At 61.6% G+C, this 15462-nt stretch carries 12 protein-coding genes and 1 pseudogene; 7 read left to right on the forward strand and 6 right to left on the reverse strand.

Annotated elements, in window-relative coordinates:
• Positions 1-2: 2 nt before the first annotated feature.
• Genes ABIB80_RS35455 through pflB form a run of 3 tightly spaced genes read right to left on the reverse strand, consistent with a single transcriptional unit; the run spans position 3 to position 4767 of the window.
• Complete coding sequence (locus tag ABIB80_RS35455) at positions 3-1604, reverse strand: aspartate:alanine exchanger family transporter (protein WP_354129212.1); 1602 nt, start codon at positions 1602-1604, stop codon at positions 3-5.
• A 32-nt stretch (positions 1605-1636) separates the two neighbouring features.
• Entirely contained in the window at positions 1637-2485 is an 849-nt protein-coding gene (pflA, locus tag ABIB80_RS35460) for a pyruvate formate-lyase-activating protein (RefSeq protein WP_354129213.1), read from the reverse strand.
• A gap of 11 nt (positions 2486-2496) precedes the next feature.
• Positions 2497-4767: a formate C-acetyltransferase gene (gene pflB, locus ABIB80_RS35465; RefSeq protein ID WP_354129214.1), complete on the reverse strand. Its 2271-nt coding sequence runs from the start codon at positions 4765-4767 to the stop codon at positions 2497-2499.
• Positions 4768-4907: 140 nt separating this feature from the next.
• Between pflB and ABIB80_RS35470 the strand changes: the two are divergent.
• The 6 genes and pseudogenes from ABIB80_RS35470 (at position 4908) to ABIB80_RS35495 (ending at position 11631) form a co-directional block, all read left to right on the forward strand.
• Positions 4908-5872, forward strand: a pseudogene (locus tag ABIB80_RS35470) (phosphate acetyltransferase).
• A 5-nt stretch (positions 5873-5877) separates the two neighbouring features.
• Positions 5878-7071, forward strand: a complete 1194-nt coding sequence (locus tag ABIB80_RS35475) for an acetate/propionate family kinase (protein ID WP_354129215.1) — start codon at positions 5878-5880, stop codon at positions 7069-7071.
• A 117-nt stretch (positions 7072-7188) separates the two neighbouring features.
• Entirely contained in the window at positions 7189-8757 is a 1569-nt protein-coding gene (locus tag ABIB80_RS35480) for a DUF3300 domain-containing protein (RefSeq protein ID WP_354129216.1), read from the forward strand.
• Positions 8758-9410: 653 nt separating this feature from the next.
• Positions 9411-9641 carry a hypothetical protein gene (locus ABIB80_RS35485; protein WP_354129217.1) on the forward strand — a complete coding sequence of 77 codons (231 nt, stop codon included), beginning with the start codon at positions 9411-9413 and terminating at the stop codon, positions 9639-9641.
• A 72-nt stretch (positions 9642-9713) separates the two neighbouring features.
• Entirely contained in the window at positions 9714-9977 is a 264-nt protein-coding gene (locus tag ABIB80_RS35490; RefSeq protein WP_354129218.1) for a hypothetical protein, read from the forward strand.
• Positions 9978-11331: 1354 nt separating this feature from the next.
• Positions 11332-11631: a hypothetical protein gene (locus tag ABIB80_RS35495; RefSeq protein WP_354129219.1), complete on the forward strand. Its 300-nt coding sequence runs from the start codon at positions 11332-11334 to the stop codon at positions 11629-11631.
• Between the two features lie 24 nt (positions 11632-11655).
• Here ABIB80_RS35495 and ABIB80_RS35500 read toward each other — a convergent pair whose 3' ends face one another.
• Together ABIB80_RS35500 and ABIB80_RS35505 are read right to left on the reverse strand one after the other, a co-directional pair.
• A complete protein-coding gene (locus ABIB80_RS35500; protein WP_354129220.1) occupies positions 11656-12285 on the reverse strand; it encodes a response regulator transcription factor in 630 nt (209 codons plus the stop codon).
• A 568-nt stretch (positions 12286-12853) separates the two neighbouring features.
• Positions 12854-13678 (reverse strand): septal ring lytic transglycosylase RlpA family protein, encoded by an 825-nt coding sequence (locus ABIB80_RS35505; RefSeq protein ID WP_354129221.1) that lies wholly within the window; start codon positions 13676-13678, stop codon positions 12854-12856.
• Between the two features lie 650 nt (positions 13679-14328).
• On the opposite strand from ABIB80_RS35505, the gene ABIB80_RS35510 reads away from it, so the two are divergent.
• Complete coding sequence (locus ABIB80_RS35510; protein WP_354129222.1) at positions 14329-15015, forward strand: recombinase family protein; 687 nt, start codon at positions 14329-14331, stop codon at positions 15013-15015.
• Here ABIB80_RS35510 and ABIB80_RS35515 read toward each other — a convergent pair.
• A complete protein-coding gene (locus ABIB80_RS35515) occupies positions 14993-15316 on the reverse strand; it encodes a hypothetical protein (protein WP_354129223.1) in 324 nt (107 codons plus the stop codon). The genes ABIB80_RS35510 and ABIB80_RS35515 overlap by 23 nt on opposite strands.
• Between the last annotated feature and the right edge of the window lie 146 nt (positions 15317-15462).

Here is a 15462-nt window from a genome sequence, read left to right on the forward strand (position 1 = left end):
CCTCAGCCGGCCGCGCCGCCGCCCGCGAGCAGGCCGACGATCTGCGCGGCGAGCACTTTCACCAGCGTCATAGACGGGAAGATCATGGCGTAGCCGATGTCCGGGCGTTCGGTCGGCGCCATTTTGGTCGAGTACACCAGGATGGCCGGATTTCCGGTCGCGCCGGAAGCGACGCCGACGAGGTCGTCGTAAGGAATCTTCATGACGTAGTGGCCGACCAGGAGCACGATGGCGACCGTCGTCAGCAGCACTGCGATGCCGATGAAGAGCATCGTGAAGCCAGACTCGGAGACGGTACGCACGAAGGGTTGGCCCGCGTTGACGCCGACCGTGGCGAGGAACATCGCGAGGCCGAAGTTGCGCAGCACGATGTTGGCCGGCAGGGGCATGGTCCACAGCATGGGGCCGGTGCGGCGCAGCCTGCCGAGGATGAGCGCGACGATCAGCGGGCCGCCGCCGATGCCGAGGGTGACGACGCCGATGCCCGGGATCGGAATGGGAATGAGCCCGAGGAGCACACCCATCACCATTCCGAGCCCCAACGAGACGTAGCTGAACTCGGCGGCCGCCTTCACGGTATCGCCGAAGTGGCGCCGAATCTCCTCCTTCTTATCGGGCGGCGTCAGCACGCCGACCCGGTCTCCGAACTCGAGCATCAGATCCGGCGCCGGCACCAGGTCCGCGTCGTAGCGGCGCACATGCAGCAGATGCGTCGGATAGCCAGCCGGCATCGGCAAATTCGAGAGCGGCACGCCGACGACAGACGCCTTGCCGACGAAGACGCGGATGTAGTCGAGGTCGGCCCGGTCGCTGGCGAGCCGTCCGGGCTCCAGCCGACCCACCTGAGCGGCGACACGAGCGATGTCCTCCTGACGCTCCGCGGTCACCATGACCGCATCGCCTGCGGCGAGCACGGCGTCAGCGGACGGCACGAAGTTGCGGCCGCCTTGGCGCAGCATGGTCACCTGCACGCTGCCAAGCGGTCCGGACATCACGTCGCCCAAGGTGCGTCCGGCGAAGCTCTCGCCGATCGCGATCTCGCCCATGTGGAAACGTTGCGTCTTCGCGGGAAATTTCGGCCGCACGTTGCGGGTCATGAAGTAGATGCAGAGAATAGGCCCGAGGACGCCGAACGGATAGGCGATCGAGTAGCCGATGGACGGATCCTTGTTCTTCATCACGTCGAGCGCCGCCTGCAGCGAGGCGGTACTGGTCATCGACCCGGCATAGAGCCCGAGCGTGTGTCCGAGCCTGATTCCGAAGACGTGACCGAGCCCGAGCGCGACCGCTAGGCCCGCCAGACAGGCGACCAGCGCCAGAAGGTTGTACTTTTGTCCGGAACCGAAGATGCCTTCGAAGAACTGGCGGCCGTACAGAATGCCGATACCGTACAGAAACATGATAAGCCCCGTGAGGCCGATCGGCCCGATAATCTGGGCCTTCGGCGCGAACGCGCCGATGGCTAGACCCACGAACAGGACCGCTCCCACGCCGAGCGAGAAGCCCGCGACGCTGATCTGGCCGACCAGATAGCCCACACCGATGGCGAGGAACGCCGTCAGGATGGGCTGACTTCCGATGATGTCGCGCGCCAAATCCAGCATGATCGCTCCCGGCACGGCCGGCTCCCTCTTTGTCAACGTACGTTGCAACCCGCATCACGGAACTGGCCGATCACACGGTTCACCAGGTCCTTATCCGCCGGCGCCGTGTCGACGAGCTTGTAAGGCAGCCCCATCGACTCCCACTTGAAAGCGCCCATCTGGTGGAACGGCTGGACCTCAACCCACTCGACGTTCTTCATCGGCGCAACGAAGCGAGCGATACCCGCGACGTTGGCGGGCTCGTCCGTCTCGCCCGGCACGAGCGTAAAGCGCGCCCACACCGGTTTCGACATGGCTGCCAGACGTTCGGCAAAGCGAAGCGTCGGCGCCAGATCCCGCCCTGTGACACGCCGGTAGGTGTCCGGATCCGAGCTCTTGATGTCCAGAAGCACGAGATCGACCTCCGACAGGAAAGCATTGTCGGCACGGTCTCCCAGGAAGCCGGAGGTTTGGATCGCAGTGTGGAGCCCCATCTTCCGGGCACCGGCCAAGATGCGCCTGGTGAAGGCGATCTGCACCATCGGCTCGCCGCCAGAGACGGTCAGGCCGCCACCCAGCGCCTTGATCGACGGCGCGAAGCCTTCCAGACGGCGCAGCACCTGATCGACGGAGACATGGGCGCCGTCCTTGAGGTGCCAGGTGTCCGGGTTGTGGCAATAGGTGCAGCGAAGGAGACAGCCGGACACGAACAGCACCACCCGCAGCCCCGGACCGTCGTAGCGAGACGAGGTCTCGTAGGAATGGCAGTAGCCGAAGGCGCCTCGGTCGTCCTTGACGTCGTCGTCCGCCGGCGCGTCCGGAGAAAGGCCGACCCGCAAGTCGTGCCGGCTGCCCGCCTTCAGCTCCTCGGTCTCCCTGGCCGCACCTCCGGGCGTCGACATGGCGACCCGGCTCATATCTGGCCGTGGAAGGTGCGGCTGATGACGTCGCGCTGCTGCTCCGGCGTCAGACGGACGAAGTTCACGGCATAGCCCGAAACCCGGATCGTGAGTTGCGGATACTTGTCCGGGTTCTTCATCGCATCCTCGAGCGTCTCCTTGTCGATCACGTTGAGGTTCATATGGAAACCGCCGCGGTCGAAATAGACATCGAAGGCCTTCACCGCTTCGTCGACCAGCTGGTTTTCCGACAGGTGAGCCTTCTGCGGCGCGACCGACACGGTGTAGCTGATACCGTCCTGCGCGTCCTTGTAAGGTAGCTTGGCGACCGACAGGCAGGAGGCGAGCCAGCCGTGGCTATCGCGGCCATGCATCGGATTGGCGCCGGGACCGAACGGCTCGCCCTTGCGGCGGCCATCAGGGGTGTTTCCCGTCGCCTTGCCATACACCACGTTGGAAGTGATCGTAAGCACGCTTTGAGTATGCGTCGCATTGCGGTAGGTCGGATGCTTGCGGATCTTCTCCATGAAACTTGTGACGATATCCGAGGCGATCTTGTCGACCCTGTCGTCGTTGTTGCCGAACTGCGGTGTCGCGGTGTTGTCGACGTTCTGGTAGTCCACGACCAAACCGGTCTCGTCCCGCATGACCCGGATCTTGCCGTACTTCATCGCGCTCAGGCTGTCGGCCACCACCGAAAGCCCGGCAATCCCGAACGCCATGGTGCGCAGGATATCGCGGTCGTGCAGCGCCATCTCGAGACGCTCGTAGAAATACTTGTCGTGCATGTAGTGGATGCAATTCATGGCGTGGACGTATGTCTTGGCCAACCATTCCATGGTGATGTCGAACTTGGCCATGACCTCGTCGTAGTCGAGGAACTCGCTTGTGACCGGCATGGTCTGAGGCGCGATCTGGTCGCCCGACACCTCGTCGCGGCCGCCGTTGATCGCGTAGAGCAAGGCCTTCGCCAGATTCACGCGGGCACCGAAGAATTGCATCTGCTTGCCAAGTCGCATAGCCGAGACGCAGCAGGCGATGCCGTAGTCGTCTCCCCAGAAGGGACGCATGAGATCGTCGTTTTCGTACTGCAGCGAGGAGGTGTCCTTGCTGACCTTCACGCAGTAGCGTTTGAACGGTGCCGGCATGTGCTTCGACCATAGCACCGTGATGTTCGGCTCGGGCGCGGGGCCGAGATTGTAGAGTGTGTGCAGCATCCGGTAGCTGCTCTTGGTCACCAACGCGCGGCCGTCGAGATCCATTCCGCCGACGCATTCCGTCGCCCAGTAGGGATCACCCGAGAACAGCGCGTCGTAATCCGGCGTGCGCAAGAAGCGGACGATGCGCAACTTCTGCACCAACTGATCCCAGAGTTCCTGGGCACGCGCCTCGTCAAGCATGCCCGCCTTCAGGTTGCGCTCGATGTAGATGTCGAGGAAGCTCGATATCCGGCCTATCGACATCGCGGCGCCGTTGGCTTCCTTGATCGCGCCGAGATAGGCGAAATAGGTCCACTGGAAAGCCTCCTGCGCGTTCGCCGCCGGCTTGGAGATGTCCTGGCCGTAGCGGTTGGCCATCTCGCGCAGGTCCTCCAGCGCGCGCATCTGCTCAGCAAGCTCCTCGCGGGTCCGGATGATTTCGTCGGTCGGCCACATATCATCGATCTGTGCCCGCTCGGCGCGCTTTGCCTCCAGCAGACGGTCGACTCCGTAGAGCGCGACCCGCCGGTAATCGCCGATGATCCGGCCGCGCCCGTAGGCGTCCGGAAGGCCGGTGATGATGCCCGACCTGCGACAGGCCATGATCTCCGGCGTGTAGGCGTCGAACACGCCGTCATTGTGGGACTTCCGGTACTTGGTGAACGCCTCATGCACCGCTGCGTCGGGCTCGAAACCCGCGGCCTTTAGCCCCGCCTCGACCATGCGAAGCCCTCCGTATGGGAAGATCGCTCGCTTGAATGGCTGGTCGGTCTGGAGGCCTACGACGATCTCGTTGTCGCGATCGATGTAGCCCGGCTCGTGGGCGAGCATGTTGGATGGGCTCTGCACGTCGACGGCGAGCACGCCCTTCTTCCGCTCCGCTTCGAAATACGGCTGCAGCTTCGCCCAGACATGCTTGGTGCGCTGCGAAGATCCGGTGAGGAAGTCCTCGTCGCCTGTATACGGCGTGACGTTCCGAACGATGAAGTCGCGCACATCGATTGAGGTCTGCCAATGCCCCGGCAGGAACCCGCTCCAACCGTCTGCGCTGTCATGTTCCATCTTGAGCGCGGCGCCTGATTTCATGTTGAGCCTCCCATCGGCATGCGTTCTTGGGTGGCCAATGGTGAGATCCGCCGAGGCGCGGCATCTTTGATCTAAATCAATCTTGAAGGAGCTTCATGGCACCAGCTGTGTTCCACAGTCCGCGCACGTTCGAGGGCGACATGTCGAATGCCAACACGAATGCCCCAACCAGCAGTTCGAGCAAGTACGACACTCTGATCGCGGGGACCAACTCGATCGATCCCGTCCAAACCATCGTGGTGCACCCGTGCGACGAGACTTCCCTGCGCGGCGTCCTCGACAGCGCCGACGCGGGCATCATCCGGCCGATCCTGGTGGGTCCGGAGGGCAAGATCAGAAACACGGCCGATACTTACGGGCTTGACATCGCCGGAATCGAGATCGTCGATGTCCTCCACAGCGAGGCAGCCGCCGCCGAGGCCGTCGAACTGATCCACGCCGCTCGCGGCGAGATGCTGATGAAGGGCAGTCTGCACACCGACGAACTGATGCGCAGCATCACGGCTAAGGCCGGCGGTCTACGCACAGAGCGCCGCGTAAGCCACGTCTTCGTGATGGACGTCCCGGCTTACGCAGAGACTATTTTCGTGACCGACGCCGCCATCAATATCTTTCCGGATCTAGACGGCAAGCGGGACATCATCCAGAACGCCATAGATCTGTTCGTCCAGGCCGGATTCGGTGCGGCCCCCCGGTTCGCAATACTGTCTGCGGTGGAGACCGTGACCGCCAAGATCCCCTCAACGATCGAAGCCGCCGCGCTCTGCAAGATGGCGGACCGCGGCCAGATCACCGGCGGCGTGCTGGACGGGCCGCTGGCGTTCGACAACGCCATCGACACGGACGCCGCCAGGATCAAGGGTATCAAATCGGAGGTCGCCGGGCGCAGATACTCGTTGTTCCCAATCTCGAGGCCGGCAACATGCTGGCCAAGAATCTCGCCTACTTCGCCAAGGCCGACAGCGCCGGGGTGGTTCTCGGCGCCAAGGTCCCGGTGGTGCTGACGTCCCGGGCGGATTCGGCCAGGGCTCGAATGGCATCGTGCGCTGTGGCGGCGCTCCATGCCGACGCGCGCCGACGACGTGCTCGCGCAGCCGCGGCGTGACTGCCATGGACACGATCCTCGTCGTAAACGCGGGCTCCTCCAGCGTCAAATTCCAGGTGTTCTCCGTCGATGGACGCGGCGCGCTCGATCGGCAAATCAAGGGCCAGGTCGACGGCGTCGGAACCCGGCCCCGGATGCGCGCGGCCGATGCGGGCGGAGGCGTGATCGCGGACCGCACCTATCCGGCCGAGCAGGCGCCCGACGTCTCCGCCGCGCTCGCCATTGCGGGCGCGTGGCTACGGGAGGAACTGCGGATCGCGCCGGTCGCCGTTGGCCACCGCGTCGTGCACGGCGGCCCCGACTACGATGGTCCGGTCCTGCTGGACGCCGCCGTGGTGTCGCGCCTGGATCGCCTCTCTCCGCTGGCACCGCTCCACCAACCGCACAACCTAGCGCCGATCCGCTCGATCATGGCGAACTTCCCCGATCTTCCCCAGGTCGCCTGCTTCGACACCGCCTTCCACCGCAGCCACGGCGCGCTGGCGGATCACTATGCCGTTCCATTCGGTCTCTACGCCGAAGGTATCCGCCGCTACGGCTTCCACGGGCTTTCCTACGAATACATCGCGACCGAGCTTCAGAAGGTGGCGCCGGAAATTGCCGATGGCCGGGTCGTCGTCGCCCATCTGGGCAGCGGTGCGTCGATGTGCGCGCTCAGGAAGGGACGCAGCGTCGACAGTACGATGGGCTTCACCGCGCTCGACGGACTGACGATGGGGACCCGTCCGGGCCAGATCGACCCGGGCGTAATCCTTCATTTGCAGACTGCCAAGGGAATGTCCGCCGCCGACGTACAGGACTTCCTCTACCGCGAGTGCGGCCTGAAGGGCATGTCCGGGATCAGCAACGACATGCGGGATCTGGTGACCAGCGACGACCCACACGCCGTCCTGGCGGTCGAACACTTCGTGCACAGGGCGGCCCTCAACGCGGCGATGCTCGCCGGTGCGTTGCAGGGGCTCGACGCAATGGTGTTCACGGCCGGCATCGGCGAAAACTCGTCGTACATCCGGGCGCGCATCGCGCAGAAACTCGACTGGCTTGGCGCCCGCGTCGATGTGGAGGAGAATGCGGCCCACTCAACGAAGATCTCAACGCCTGACAGCCGCATCACGATTTATGTGATTCCGACCGACGAGGAGCGGATGATCGCTCGACACACGGTCGCGACGCTGGTCAAAGCGCCACTCCGCCTCTGATGGAGGCGGCGCCATCAACGTGCTCCCAAAGGGTTAATCTTTTGATTTAGGTCAATCGATATCGCTGTCTCCACCATTGGATTGCAGCCCTCAGCTTGCTACGGGGAGCACGATCACATGCGGTTCCTTAGAACGGTCTGCTGGATATGCGCTTTCCTCGGAATGCTGCACGTCAGCATTTCAGCGCGAAGCCAGGGCGCCGATACGATCACCCAGACGCCTGGCAGCGCGCCTGCTGAACCGCCAGCCGGCGCGGCCTCGCCGGCTCCCGATCAGCCGGTGCTGAAGCCGGCCGAACTCGAAGCGCTTGTGGCGCCGGTCGCGTTGTATGCGGATGGGCTGCTTGCGAACGTGCTGATGGCCTCGACCTATCCCCTCGAAGTCGTGCGGGCCGAGCGCTGGATGAACACGAACAAGAACCTGAAGGATGATGCGCTTAAAGCCGCGGCGGAGAAGCAGAAATGGGACGCCAGCATCAAGGCGCTGGTGGCAGCGCCGGCGGTTCTGCAAATGATGAGCGAACGTCTCGATTGGACGCAAAAGCTTGGCGAGGCGTTCCTTGCGCAGGAGCAGGACGTGATGGACGCCGTGCAGCGGATGCGCGCGAGGGCTTACGATAGAAATAAGCTCGTGACGACCAAGCAGCAGGTCGTCAACGTAAAGCAGGAGCAGAGCCAGCAGATCATCTCGATCCAACCCGCTGTGCCGGACAGCATCTACGTTCCCTATTATGAACCGCAAGTGGTCTACGGCGATTGGCCATACGCGGACTATCCGGCGTACCCCTATTATTGGGGATATCCTGGCTACATCGCCGCCGGTGTAATCGCGACTGGCCTCGCGTTTGGCGGAGCCTACGCGCTGGGGAGGTGGGCCTCCGGCCGATACTGGGGCGGCGGAGGCTACTGGGGCGGCAGCCGCATCAATTGGGCTGGCGGGGGCATCAACGTCAATCGCGGCGCCCGTGTCGAGCACTGGCGGCACGATCCTGCACATCGGGGAGGCGCGCGGTACAACAATGCAAACCTGCAGCAAAAGTTTGGCGGTGCCAATCGCGGAGGCGCTGGTATCCGCGCCGGCATCGGCGCAGGCGCAGCCGTCGGCGCCGGAATAGCCGCCCGGCACGGGGCGGGGACGGGCGCCAGAAGGGCCAACGTCGCAGATCGCGCGCGGCACGGAGGCGGCAATCGCCAAGCCGCGCGCCGGGCAGCGGGTGCCGGGAGTGCGAGAGCAGGCAACCGAGCAGCTTCAAGAGCTGGAAATTTCCGGTCTGCGGCGGGTGTGCGTCGTGGTGGCGGGGCACGGTTCGCGAGCGGCGGCGGACATCGTGCCGCAGCGTTCCGCGGCGGCGGGGGCTTCCGTGGTGGTGGCGGTGGAGGTTTCCGAGGCGGCGGGGGCCGAGGTGGTGGGCGCCGGTCGGACATCATGCTGAAACACGATGTCGTGCTGCTGGGCCGGCTCGCCGACGGTCTGGGTTATTATCGATTCGCCTACAATGGCAACGAGAAGGCCTATGTCGGGGTGATTGCCCAGGAAGTCAGAACCTTACGACCCGACGCAGTCACTGTCGGCCGCGACGGCTATCTTCGGGTGTCTTACGAGCGGCTTGGACTACCTTTCCGATCCTATGATGAGTGGGTCGCATCCGGAGGTCGGCTGCCGAAGCTTGCAAGACCTCCGCGGTGAGAAGACTCAGCCCAGCAATGGGTCGGCGGGTCCCTAAAGGGCATGCGTAAAGCGCCGGCCGCGCGACCGCGCCCTTACGGCCTCCTGAAACCGCCGGGGCATTTTGAAACGGTTCCAGGACGAAGATAGCGGGATCCAAGAGATTTAGTCAGCGATAACCCATGCGTCACCACGCTCCGCTAGCTCCGATCCGTCTCTCGGAATGAACGATATGCCGGTACAGGATTCACCTGCCCATTGTTGTCTGGGCCTGGCTGCCTTAGGTGCGTCAACCGCCGTCCACCTTCAAGTCTTCCTCTTCACGATCTCAAACCCCTTTAACTGCAGTTCCAGCAGTATGCCCTGCGCCAAGTGGGCGCATTCTTCGGGCTTGATCCAATGTGGACTTCTCCAATCGGGATCGTCTTCCTTTGGGTAACTGGTGAATGCTGAACGAATGGCGGCTTCGATTACGTTTATGGGAGTGTCCGACATCTGCATCCCTCACGCCTTCGGCCACCAATCAATCCCGAAATGGCTTGAACATACCTTGACGGGTAGTCATTCGGCAGCCCTCTCATCAGCACAATGGCACCGACTAATGGTTTGATCTAGGTCAAGGTGGCGCCACGGGGCGCAGATACGTGAGGGTTTTTGGAGCAAAGAGTTAGAAAATGAGCCGGCTCAACTGCTTGTTCTGCATCGCAATCGCGTTGTCTGGTCAGAATGCATTTGCCAAGAGCCGTTTGACCGACCCCGTTAAGATCGCGCGAGAATGCAAAAGCGACGTAGAGCTTCTGTGCAAAGGACTTCGCCCCGGTGGCCGGCGCATTATTCGCTGCCTCAAGGAGAAGGCGACCGAATTGTCGCCCGCGTGCTGGGGGGCGCTCAAATCACCAGAATAAAACGGACGCCGCGGCGATTCCCGCTCCGAATAATCGGAGCTGCCATTGCCGCATCAGAAGTGGAGCATACCGATGTGGATTTTGATGTATGTCTTCTCCTACTCGGTCAGTCCGGCCGCTACAAACGACAGGGCGGAATGGCGTCTGCTACCCACCGTCGTCTTTCAAGAATTTTCAAGCGAGAAGCGTTGTAACACGGCCAAGTCAAAGCTCGAAGGCAGCTTGAAGGAGGCCGGAACGAAGCTGAGAAGCGGCTTGGAAGATCTGAAGAGCTTGGGTAAGGCAGACCCAGCTCAGATCATTATTGCCTTCAATGTAGAGTGTGTTCCGAAATAGGCGGGCACATGATAGCACTTGATACATTGATATCGCCGCTGCGAAAAAAGCTGTTGAGGCGCTTCGCTGATGGAAGACAGACATACCGAATGCCAGAGAGCTCCATTGCCGCGCCGCTCTCATCGCTGCGCAGCGTCAATTATGCAGATCATCTGGGGATCAGTTCGTAAGCGCCAGCTCGCTAAGGTCGCTCCGGATGGAAACCTCAGGTCTCGTATAACAAAAACGCTGAGCATCCTGTGATCGCGAGTTGCTTGCAAAATGGACCAGGGCGCGTGCAAGTCCAGCGCGCCAACGAACGCCGCATCGAACGCGACCTGCGGCGGCCGTCGGCTGTTCGTCGCTATCGTTCGAGGCACATGCCTTTGTTCGGACATCGATGTGCCAACTGATCAGGCCGACGCGTTGGGAGCACGCCAAATCTTGGCCGCGCAGCCGCCGAACGCCGAAAACAACCCGCGATCTTGTCCTGGTCGACGAGGGTATGACGGCCGCAATTGCTACCATCATCACCAGGTTGATGCTGACTGAAAACGCGACGTTGCTCGCTGTCGAGATCACGTTGCGCGACGCGGCAGGCTCACCCATCTGGTCTCGATGCCAGGTACGCAAACGGGTTCGATGACCTGATCGGTTTCCGGCCCGCGCTGATGCGGTTGGCGGTGCTCGACCGATCGCTCGAAACGAGCCGCGAGACGCTGGCGGCGTAGCGGGCCCGAGCGTCACAGCGATCGTCTGATGAGCTGACACAAGCATCCCAGAGGCCCGATGCGCCTCAATTTTGCCTTCCGACTCAGGCTCAGGTTGCATTCGTTGCCGGCGTCTCGTCCGCGGCGGTTTTCGATCCCAGATCGGTGCGCGACGAAGCGGAGCCGAAGGCCCGGAGAGAACCCCATCGAACCGGGCCTTTGCGCTCATCACTAGCGCGAAGCGCACCGCGCCAATGTCATCCCATGCGGACGTCGCTTTGAGCAGCCAACGTTGTCTTCTAGGTCCAGGTTAAAACCCCAACTTAGCGGGCTGGTTGGACCGGGTCGGCTTTGGGCAATGAGCAGATACAGCTGGCATCGGCTGGTAATCAGTCACCCACGGACCTGAAGCCAAGCGCCACCGGGGCGATACCCGGAATTGCCCGCTAGAGGGCAGCGCAACCGCTCTTGGTACGTTGACCTAGATCAACAAAGGTTACGAGGTTTGGAATGTCTCATTGCGAATGCATCAATGGTAGTTGCGGGCGATAACAAGCCTGAGCACGCGGCCCCCGTTACATCGACCGCCCGCCCCCGCAAATCCGAGTCGTTTAGCTCCTGCAGTTGCCCGTGCTCGCCGGTCCGTCAGCAACAGGATGTAGAATTTGACACCTACTCCAGATGCCTCGTCTAGCGAACTGCAGCTTGCGCGGGCCTATGCCGAGCTCTGTGCTCTCGACAAAATCTCACTGAGGTTTGTCCCGCTCGTCTCGCTGGGTGATCATGAAATTCGCATGGTCGCGCCTGCGGACCATACAGATCTCGGGACACTGTTTTGGCTTGAGCTTTTTGACGCCCGCAGCGAGAGAACAGTCGATAGCTATCGGTCTCACAACATCAAGAGCGCCATTCCCATCTTTGAGCATTTTGTCGCGCAAGCAGAACAGGCAGGCGCTGGTGACTGACTGGCGTGCTTCGATAGTGCTTCACTAGCGGTCCAAAATCCCGAGCCGCTGAGCAGCGACGACAAGTTCGGCCAGCGAGCGAATGTGCATCTTTTCCATGATCACCCCTCGATGCGCTTTGACGGTGCGTTCGGTTATCCCTAGGCCTTCAGCAATGGTTTTGTTTGTGTTTCCCCGAACGATCCCGTCAAAGACCTCCCTTTCGCGAGGCGTCAAAGTTGCGAGACGCGACAGCATAATTTCTCGGGCGCGCTTAGTGGTCAGGGCCGCGCCGTGCCGCCCAATCGCTCGCTCAACACACTCGACCAACTGCTCGGTTGGTACGGGCTTGAGCAGAAAATCTTCGCCACCTGCTTTGATGGTGCGCACGGTCGTCTGCGTATCGGGGTAGCCGGTAACAAAGATGATCGGCACGGTGGAGCCCAGCTCCTTCAGCCGAAGCTGCAATTCAGGGCCGTTCATTCCCGGCAGTCGCACGTCGAGGACGATGCAGCTGGGCACATCTTCGTCTGGCAGGCTGGTCAGCAGGTGCTTGGGCGAGGCATTGCTCCGCACTTCATAGCCGAGCTGCGCGAGTTGACCTTCGACCGCGCTGCAGAAGCTCGGATCGTCATCAACCAGATGCACAAGCTTCGGGCCAAACTTCGCGTCCACTGTGCGGCTCTCCCCGGCGGGCGCAGTATGCCTATTGGCTGCCGAGCGTTATGTTCAAAACTGAACACATCTTTGCTTAGCCGCAACGCTTTGGTCAAGTGAACGTACGTCAGGAATAATCACTCGTGCGGCCTTGGCGGTTGGCGCCCAGTGTTTCGGCTGTGCACGTTCTCCATTGAAACCGCCTCAAGGAGAGGAATCTGCGACGGGTCAATCGGGTTGGTTTGACGATAAAGTGCGGACCTCCGCTCCAAGCTCACATCGACCCACTGGTGGTAGCCCATTAGCCAGCGGCCCACCGTTATCGTCAGCTCCAACTCGATGATCCCCGGTCGCAATTACTTCGGCCGCCATATGCCGGACCAAGCAGGCCTGATGGTCTCTGGGTATTGCAGATCGGGGATTGATTTAGCGGTCGGTTTTGTGAGGGTCTTTGCCGAACTAAGCATGCTTTGCAACGAATTTTTCCCTCCCCCTACCCTCGACCGGAAAACTGCTCGCAGGGCTGATCCTGGCCTTCGTCGAGCAATGATCAGCAACCCTCCGCAATGCAAAGAACGCTCCGGTATTAGTGGCGACGGTGATGCCGGGGCGCAGGAGCCATCGCCATCGACGATCCGAACGTTCCCATCGGACCCATGCCGTCCTGCATCGGTTGGAAGAACCCCGGTATGGCCACCGCAGCGACGGGACGTTGGCGACCACGACTCGCGACCAAAGTCCCACCGGATCCCATTTGCACAATGGTCGCGGTCACGCTGCGATGGGTGCAGCGGCAGCCGAGCGCACTCGCGGCCGCAGGCGATAGATCAAGGAACGCGCCGGTGAATGGACCGCGGTCGGTCACCGTGACTTGGACCGACCGACCACCGCTCTGAACCATCAGGACCGTGCCGAAGGGCAGCGTCCGGTGAGCGGCGGTCATTGCAGCGCAGTTGAGTACGCCCCCAGACGCCGTTCGGCGACCGCATAGGCGGTCACTCCCGCCGTAGTAAGTGGCGCTTCCGGAGAGACGATGCGCCTCCGCCACGGAAGAGAGCGAGAGAAGGACGATGCCGGCCACGACCATGCGTTTCATGCTGGTCCCTCGGTTATGAAAGAGGCGCGGCGACAGCGTCGCCTCACCGCTACGTCCAATCGGAGGTCCTACGGACGTCGTCAAACACCAAGCCCATAGGCAGCTTCTAACTCTGTTGATCGTCAAAGGTGCCGGAAATGGGGCAAAATGGTGTGCGAGGCGGACCAGCGGCTCGGAGAGACGAGCCCGAGGCGCGATCAACCGACGGCACCTGCGCTGCATGATCTGTTCAAATTCGAGCAATCGATTTGAAGATGGACGCCACCGCCGTGCCACGATTCGCCTCCGAAAGCACCTCAGATCGAAGCACCTCATTCTTCGCTTCCCGCGTGCGCAACGCAGATCGCGCGATCAGCTTGGGCTTATCGCGGCCAGTTGCGTTACGGCCTTCGCAACGGGAGGCGTGACGACATCGTAACATAGGCCCGACCAGTGACTTGCCGCAGACTTTGCAGAGGGGCGGGTCCATGGGCTTAGATATTCCCGTTTGGAAGGTCTATGGGGACGACCCCGGAGTTGGGGATTTGGCGGTGATGTGAGGGGTCGTGCCAAAAAAGCATTCTTACCCCCGCGAGTTTTCCCTCCCCGCCCCCCCGGCCGCGCGTGCCCCCGCCCCCCACCGAGCACGCCCCCACCGAGGCGATCAACCATCGATCACCACGCCCTCGCCTGCGCTGTCATCATCACTGCATCGGGTTGACGTTCGTCTGATCCTCAGACCTCATCCGTTTGATTTTGGAATCGCACACTCTTCATGCTGACGCTCTTGCGCATGTTGTGCTCGGACACGCCGAGGATGGAAGCACTGGGCCGCTGCGTTGGACGATCAGCACATAGCAAGCTGCTTGCTTGCGCTGAGCTAAACTTAACGAAGAGATAGATCGACTTCGCCGGAAGATGCGGTTTACATGTGGACGTCCGATCACATGTAATCTTAGTGCCGCTCCTGAAAGGATAAATCTTCTATGCGCGCCGCCGTCTCTTACATTCGCGTCTCAAAACCGAAGCAAGGGCGCAGTGGTCTCGGCCTCGAGGCGCAGCAAGCTGCGATCAGGGCATTCTGCGTGCAACATGGCTTCAACATCGCCGCCGAGTACCGCGAGGTCCAGACTGGCAAAGGCGCTGATGCGCTGGAACGCAGGCCCGAGCTCGCAGCCGCCATGAAGCTCGCTCGTAAGCTTGGTCGAGGTGACAAGTCAGGCGCGGCTCCGATCATTATTGCTAAGCTGGATCGACTGAGCCGGGACGTTCACTTCATCAGTGGACTGATGGTGCAGCGAATTCCCTTCATAGTCACTGAACTCGGGCCAGACGTGGACCCGTTCATGCTGCACATTCACGCTGCGGTCGCTGAGAAGGAGCGCGAACGCATCGCTCAGCGGACCAGGGAAGCTCTGGCAGCCGCTAAGGCCCGAGGTCGCAAGCTCGGTAATTCCGGGATCGGTAAAGCGCGACAGGAGGAAGCTGATGTGACTGCCGAGCAGTTTCGCTCAGTTTTAGAGCCCCTTCGCGGTCTTCCCGCCAAGCGCATCTCCGCAATGCTCAATAACCGGAAGATTCTCACAGCCCGAGGCGGTAGCTGGCAGGCAACCCAAGTGATCCGATTACTGAATCGGCTTGAGCAACGGGCTATTCCGGGTCGTGTGACGTGACCTTCGTAGGCGCGATCAACAGCATTTTGTGTTCTTCGCGCGGATCTTCACCAGCTGCAATGCGATAGAGCTCGACGTCGCTGAGCTCGTGGATCGGAACATCTTGGCGATCAACGACCTGCACAGGCTTGCCGTCCAGGCGGTCAATCAGTTCGTGGATGTAGGCAAGATTTCCTTCTTCTGCCTTGTCGATCAATCGGTCCGCCACCCTGCGAAGCGCCAACGGCCGATTGCGCAGCGCGATCCGAAGCGCGTCATTAAAGGGCTTTTCCCTGTTCACACTACCGATCGGCCGTCCCATGACGCTCCGTAACCCGCTATGTCATCGATATGACTCTACTACAGTTTCATCGTATTCCTCCGGGGTGGGCCGCCTTGTTGAGTTGCAGGTATCCGACGAGGATCTAGCTTTAAGGCTAGCCTTAAGGTCGGTAGATGCGGGTAGAG

Origin of the sequence: Bradyrhizobium sp. i1.15.2, assembly GCF_040548425.1 — a bacterium.
GTDB lineage: Bacteria > Pseudomonadota > Alphaproteobacteria > Rhizobiales > Xanthobacteraceae > Bradyrhizobium > Bradyrhizobium canariense.

What these genes read in the sequence shown, in the direction of transcription:
- ABIB80_RS35510 (WP_354129222.1), top strand. Translation starts at nt 14,329, where the DNA reads ATGCGCGCCGCCGTCTCTTACATTCGCGTCTCAAAACCGAAGCAAGGG.
- ABIB80_RS35480 (WP_354129216.1), top strand. Translation starts at nt 7,189, where the DNA reads ATGCGGTTCCTTAGAACGGTCTGCTGGATATGCGCTTTCCTCGGAATG.
- ABIB80_RS35515 (WP_354129223.1), bottom strand. Translation starts at nt 15,316, where the DNA reads ATGGGACGGCCGATCGGTAGTGTGAACAGGGAAAAGCCCTTTAATGAC.
- pflB (WP_354129214.1), bottom strand. Translation starts at nt 4,767, where the DNA reads ATGAAATCAGGCGCCGCGCTCAAGATGGAACATGACAGCGCAGACGGT.
- ABIB80_RS35485 (WP_354129217.1), top strand. Translation starts at nt 9,411, where the DNA reads ATGAGCCGGCTCAACTGCTTGTTCTGCATCGCAATCGCGTTGTCTGGT.
- ABIB80_RS35455 (WP_354129212.1), bottom strand. Translation starts at nt 1,604, where the DNA reads ATGCTGGATTTGGCGCGCGACATCATCGGAAGTCAGCCCATCCTGACG.
- ABIB80_RS35505 (WP_354129221.1), bottom strand. Translation starts at nt 13,678, where the DNA reads ATGAGGTGCTTCGATCTGAGGTGCTTTCGGAGGCGAATCGTGGCACGG.
- ABIB80_RS35475 (WP_354129215.1), top strand. Translation starts at nt 5,878, where the DNA reads ATGGACACGATCCTCGTCGTAAACGCGGGCTCCTCCAGCGTCAAATTC.
- pflA (WP_354129213.1), bottom strand. Translation starts at nt 2,485, where the DNA reads ATGTCGACGCCCGGAGGTGCGGCCAGGGAGACCGAGGAGCTGAAGGCG.
- ABIB80_RS35490 (WP_354129218.1), top strand. Translation starts at nt 9,714, where the DNA reads ATGTGGATTTTGATGTATGTCTTCTCCTACTCGGTCAGTCCGGCCGCT.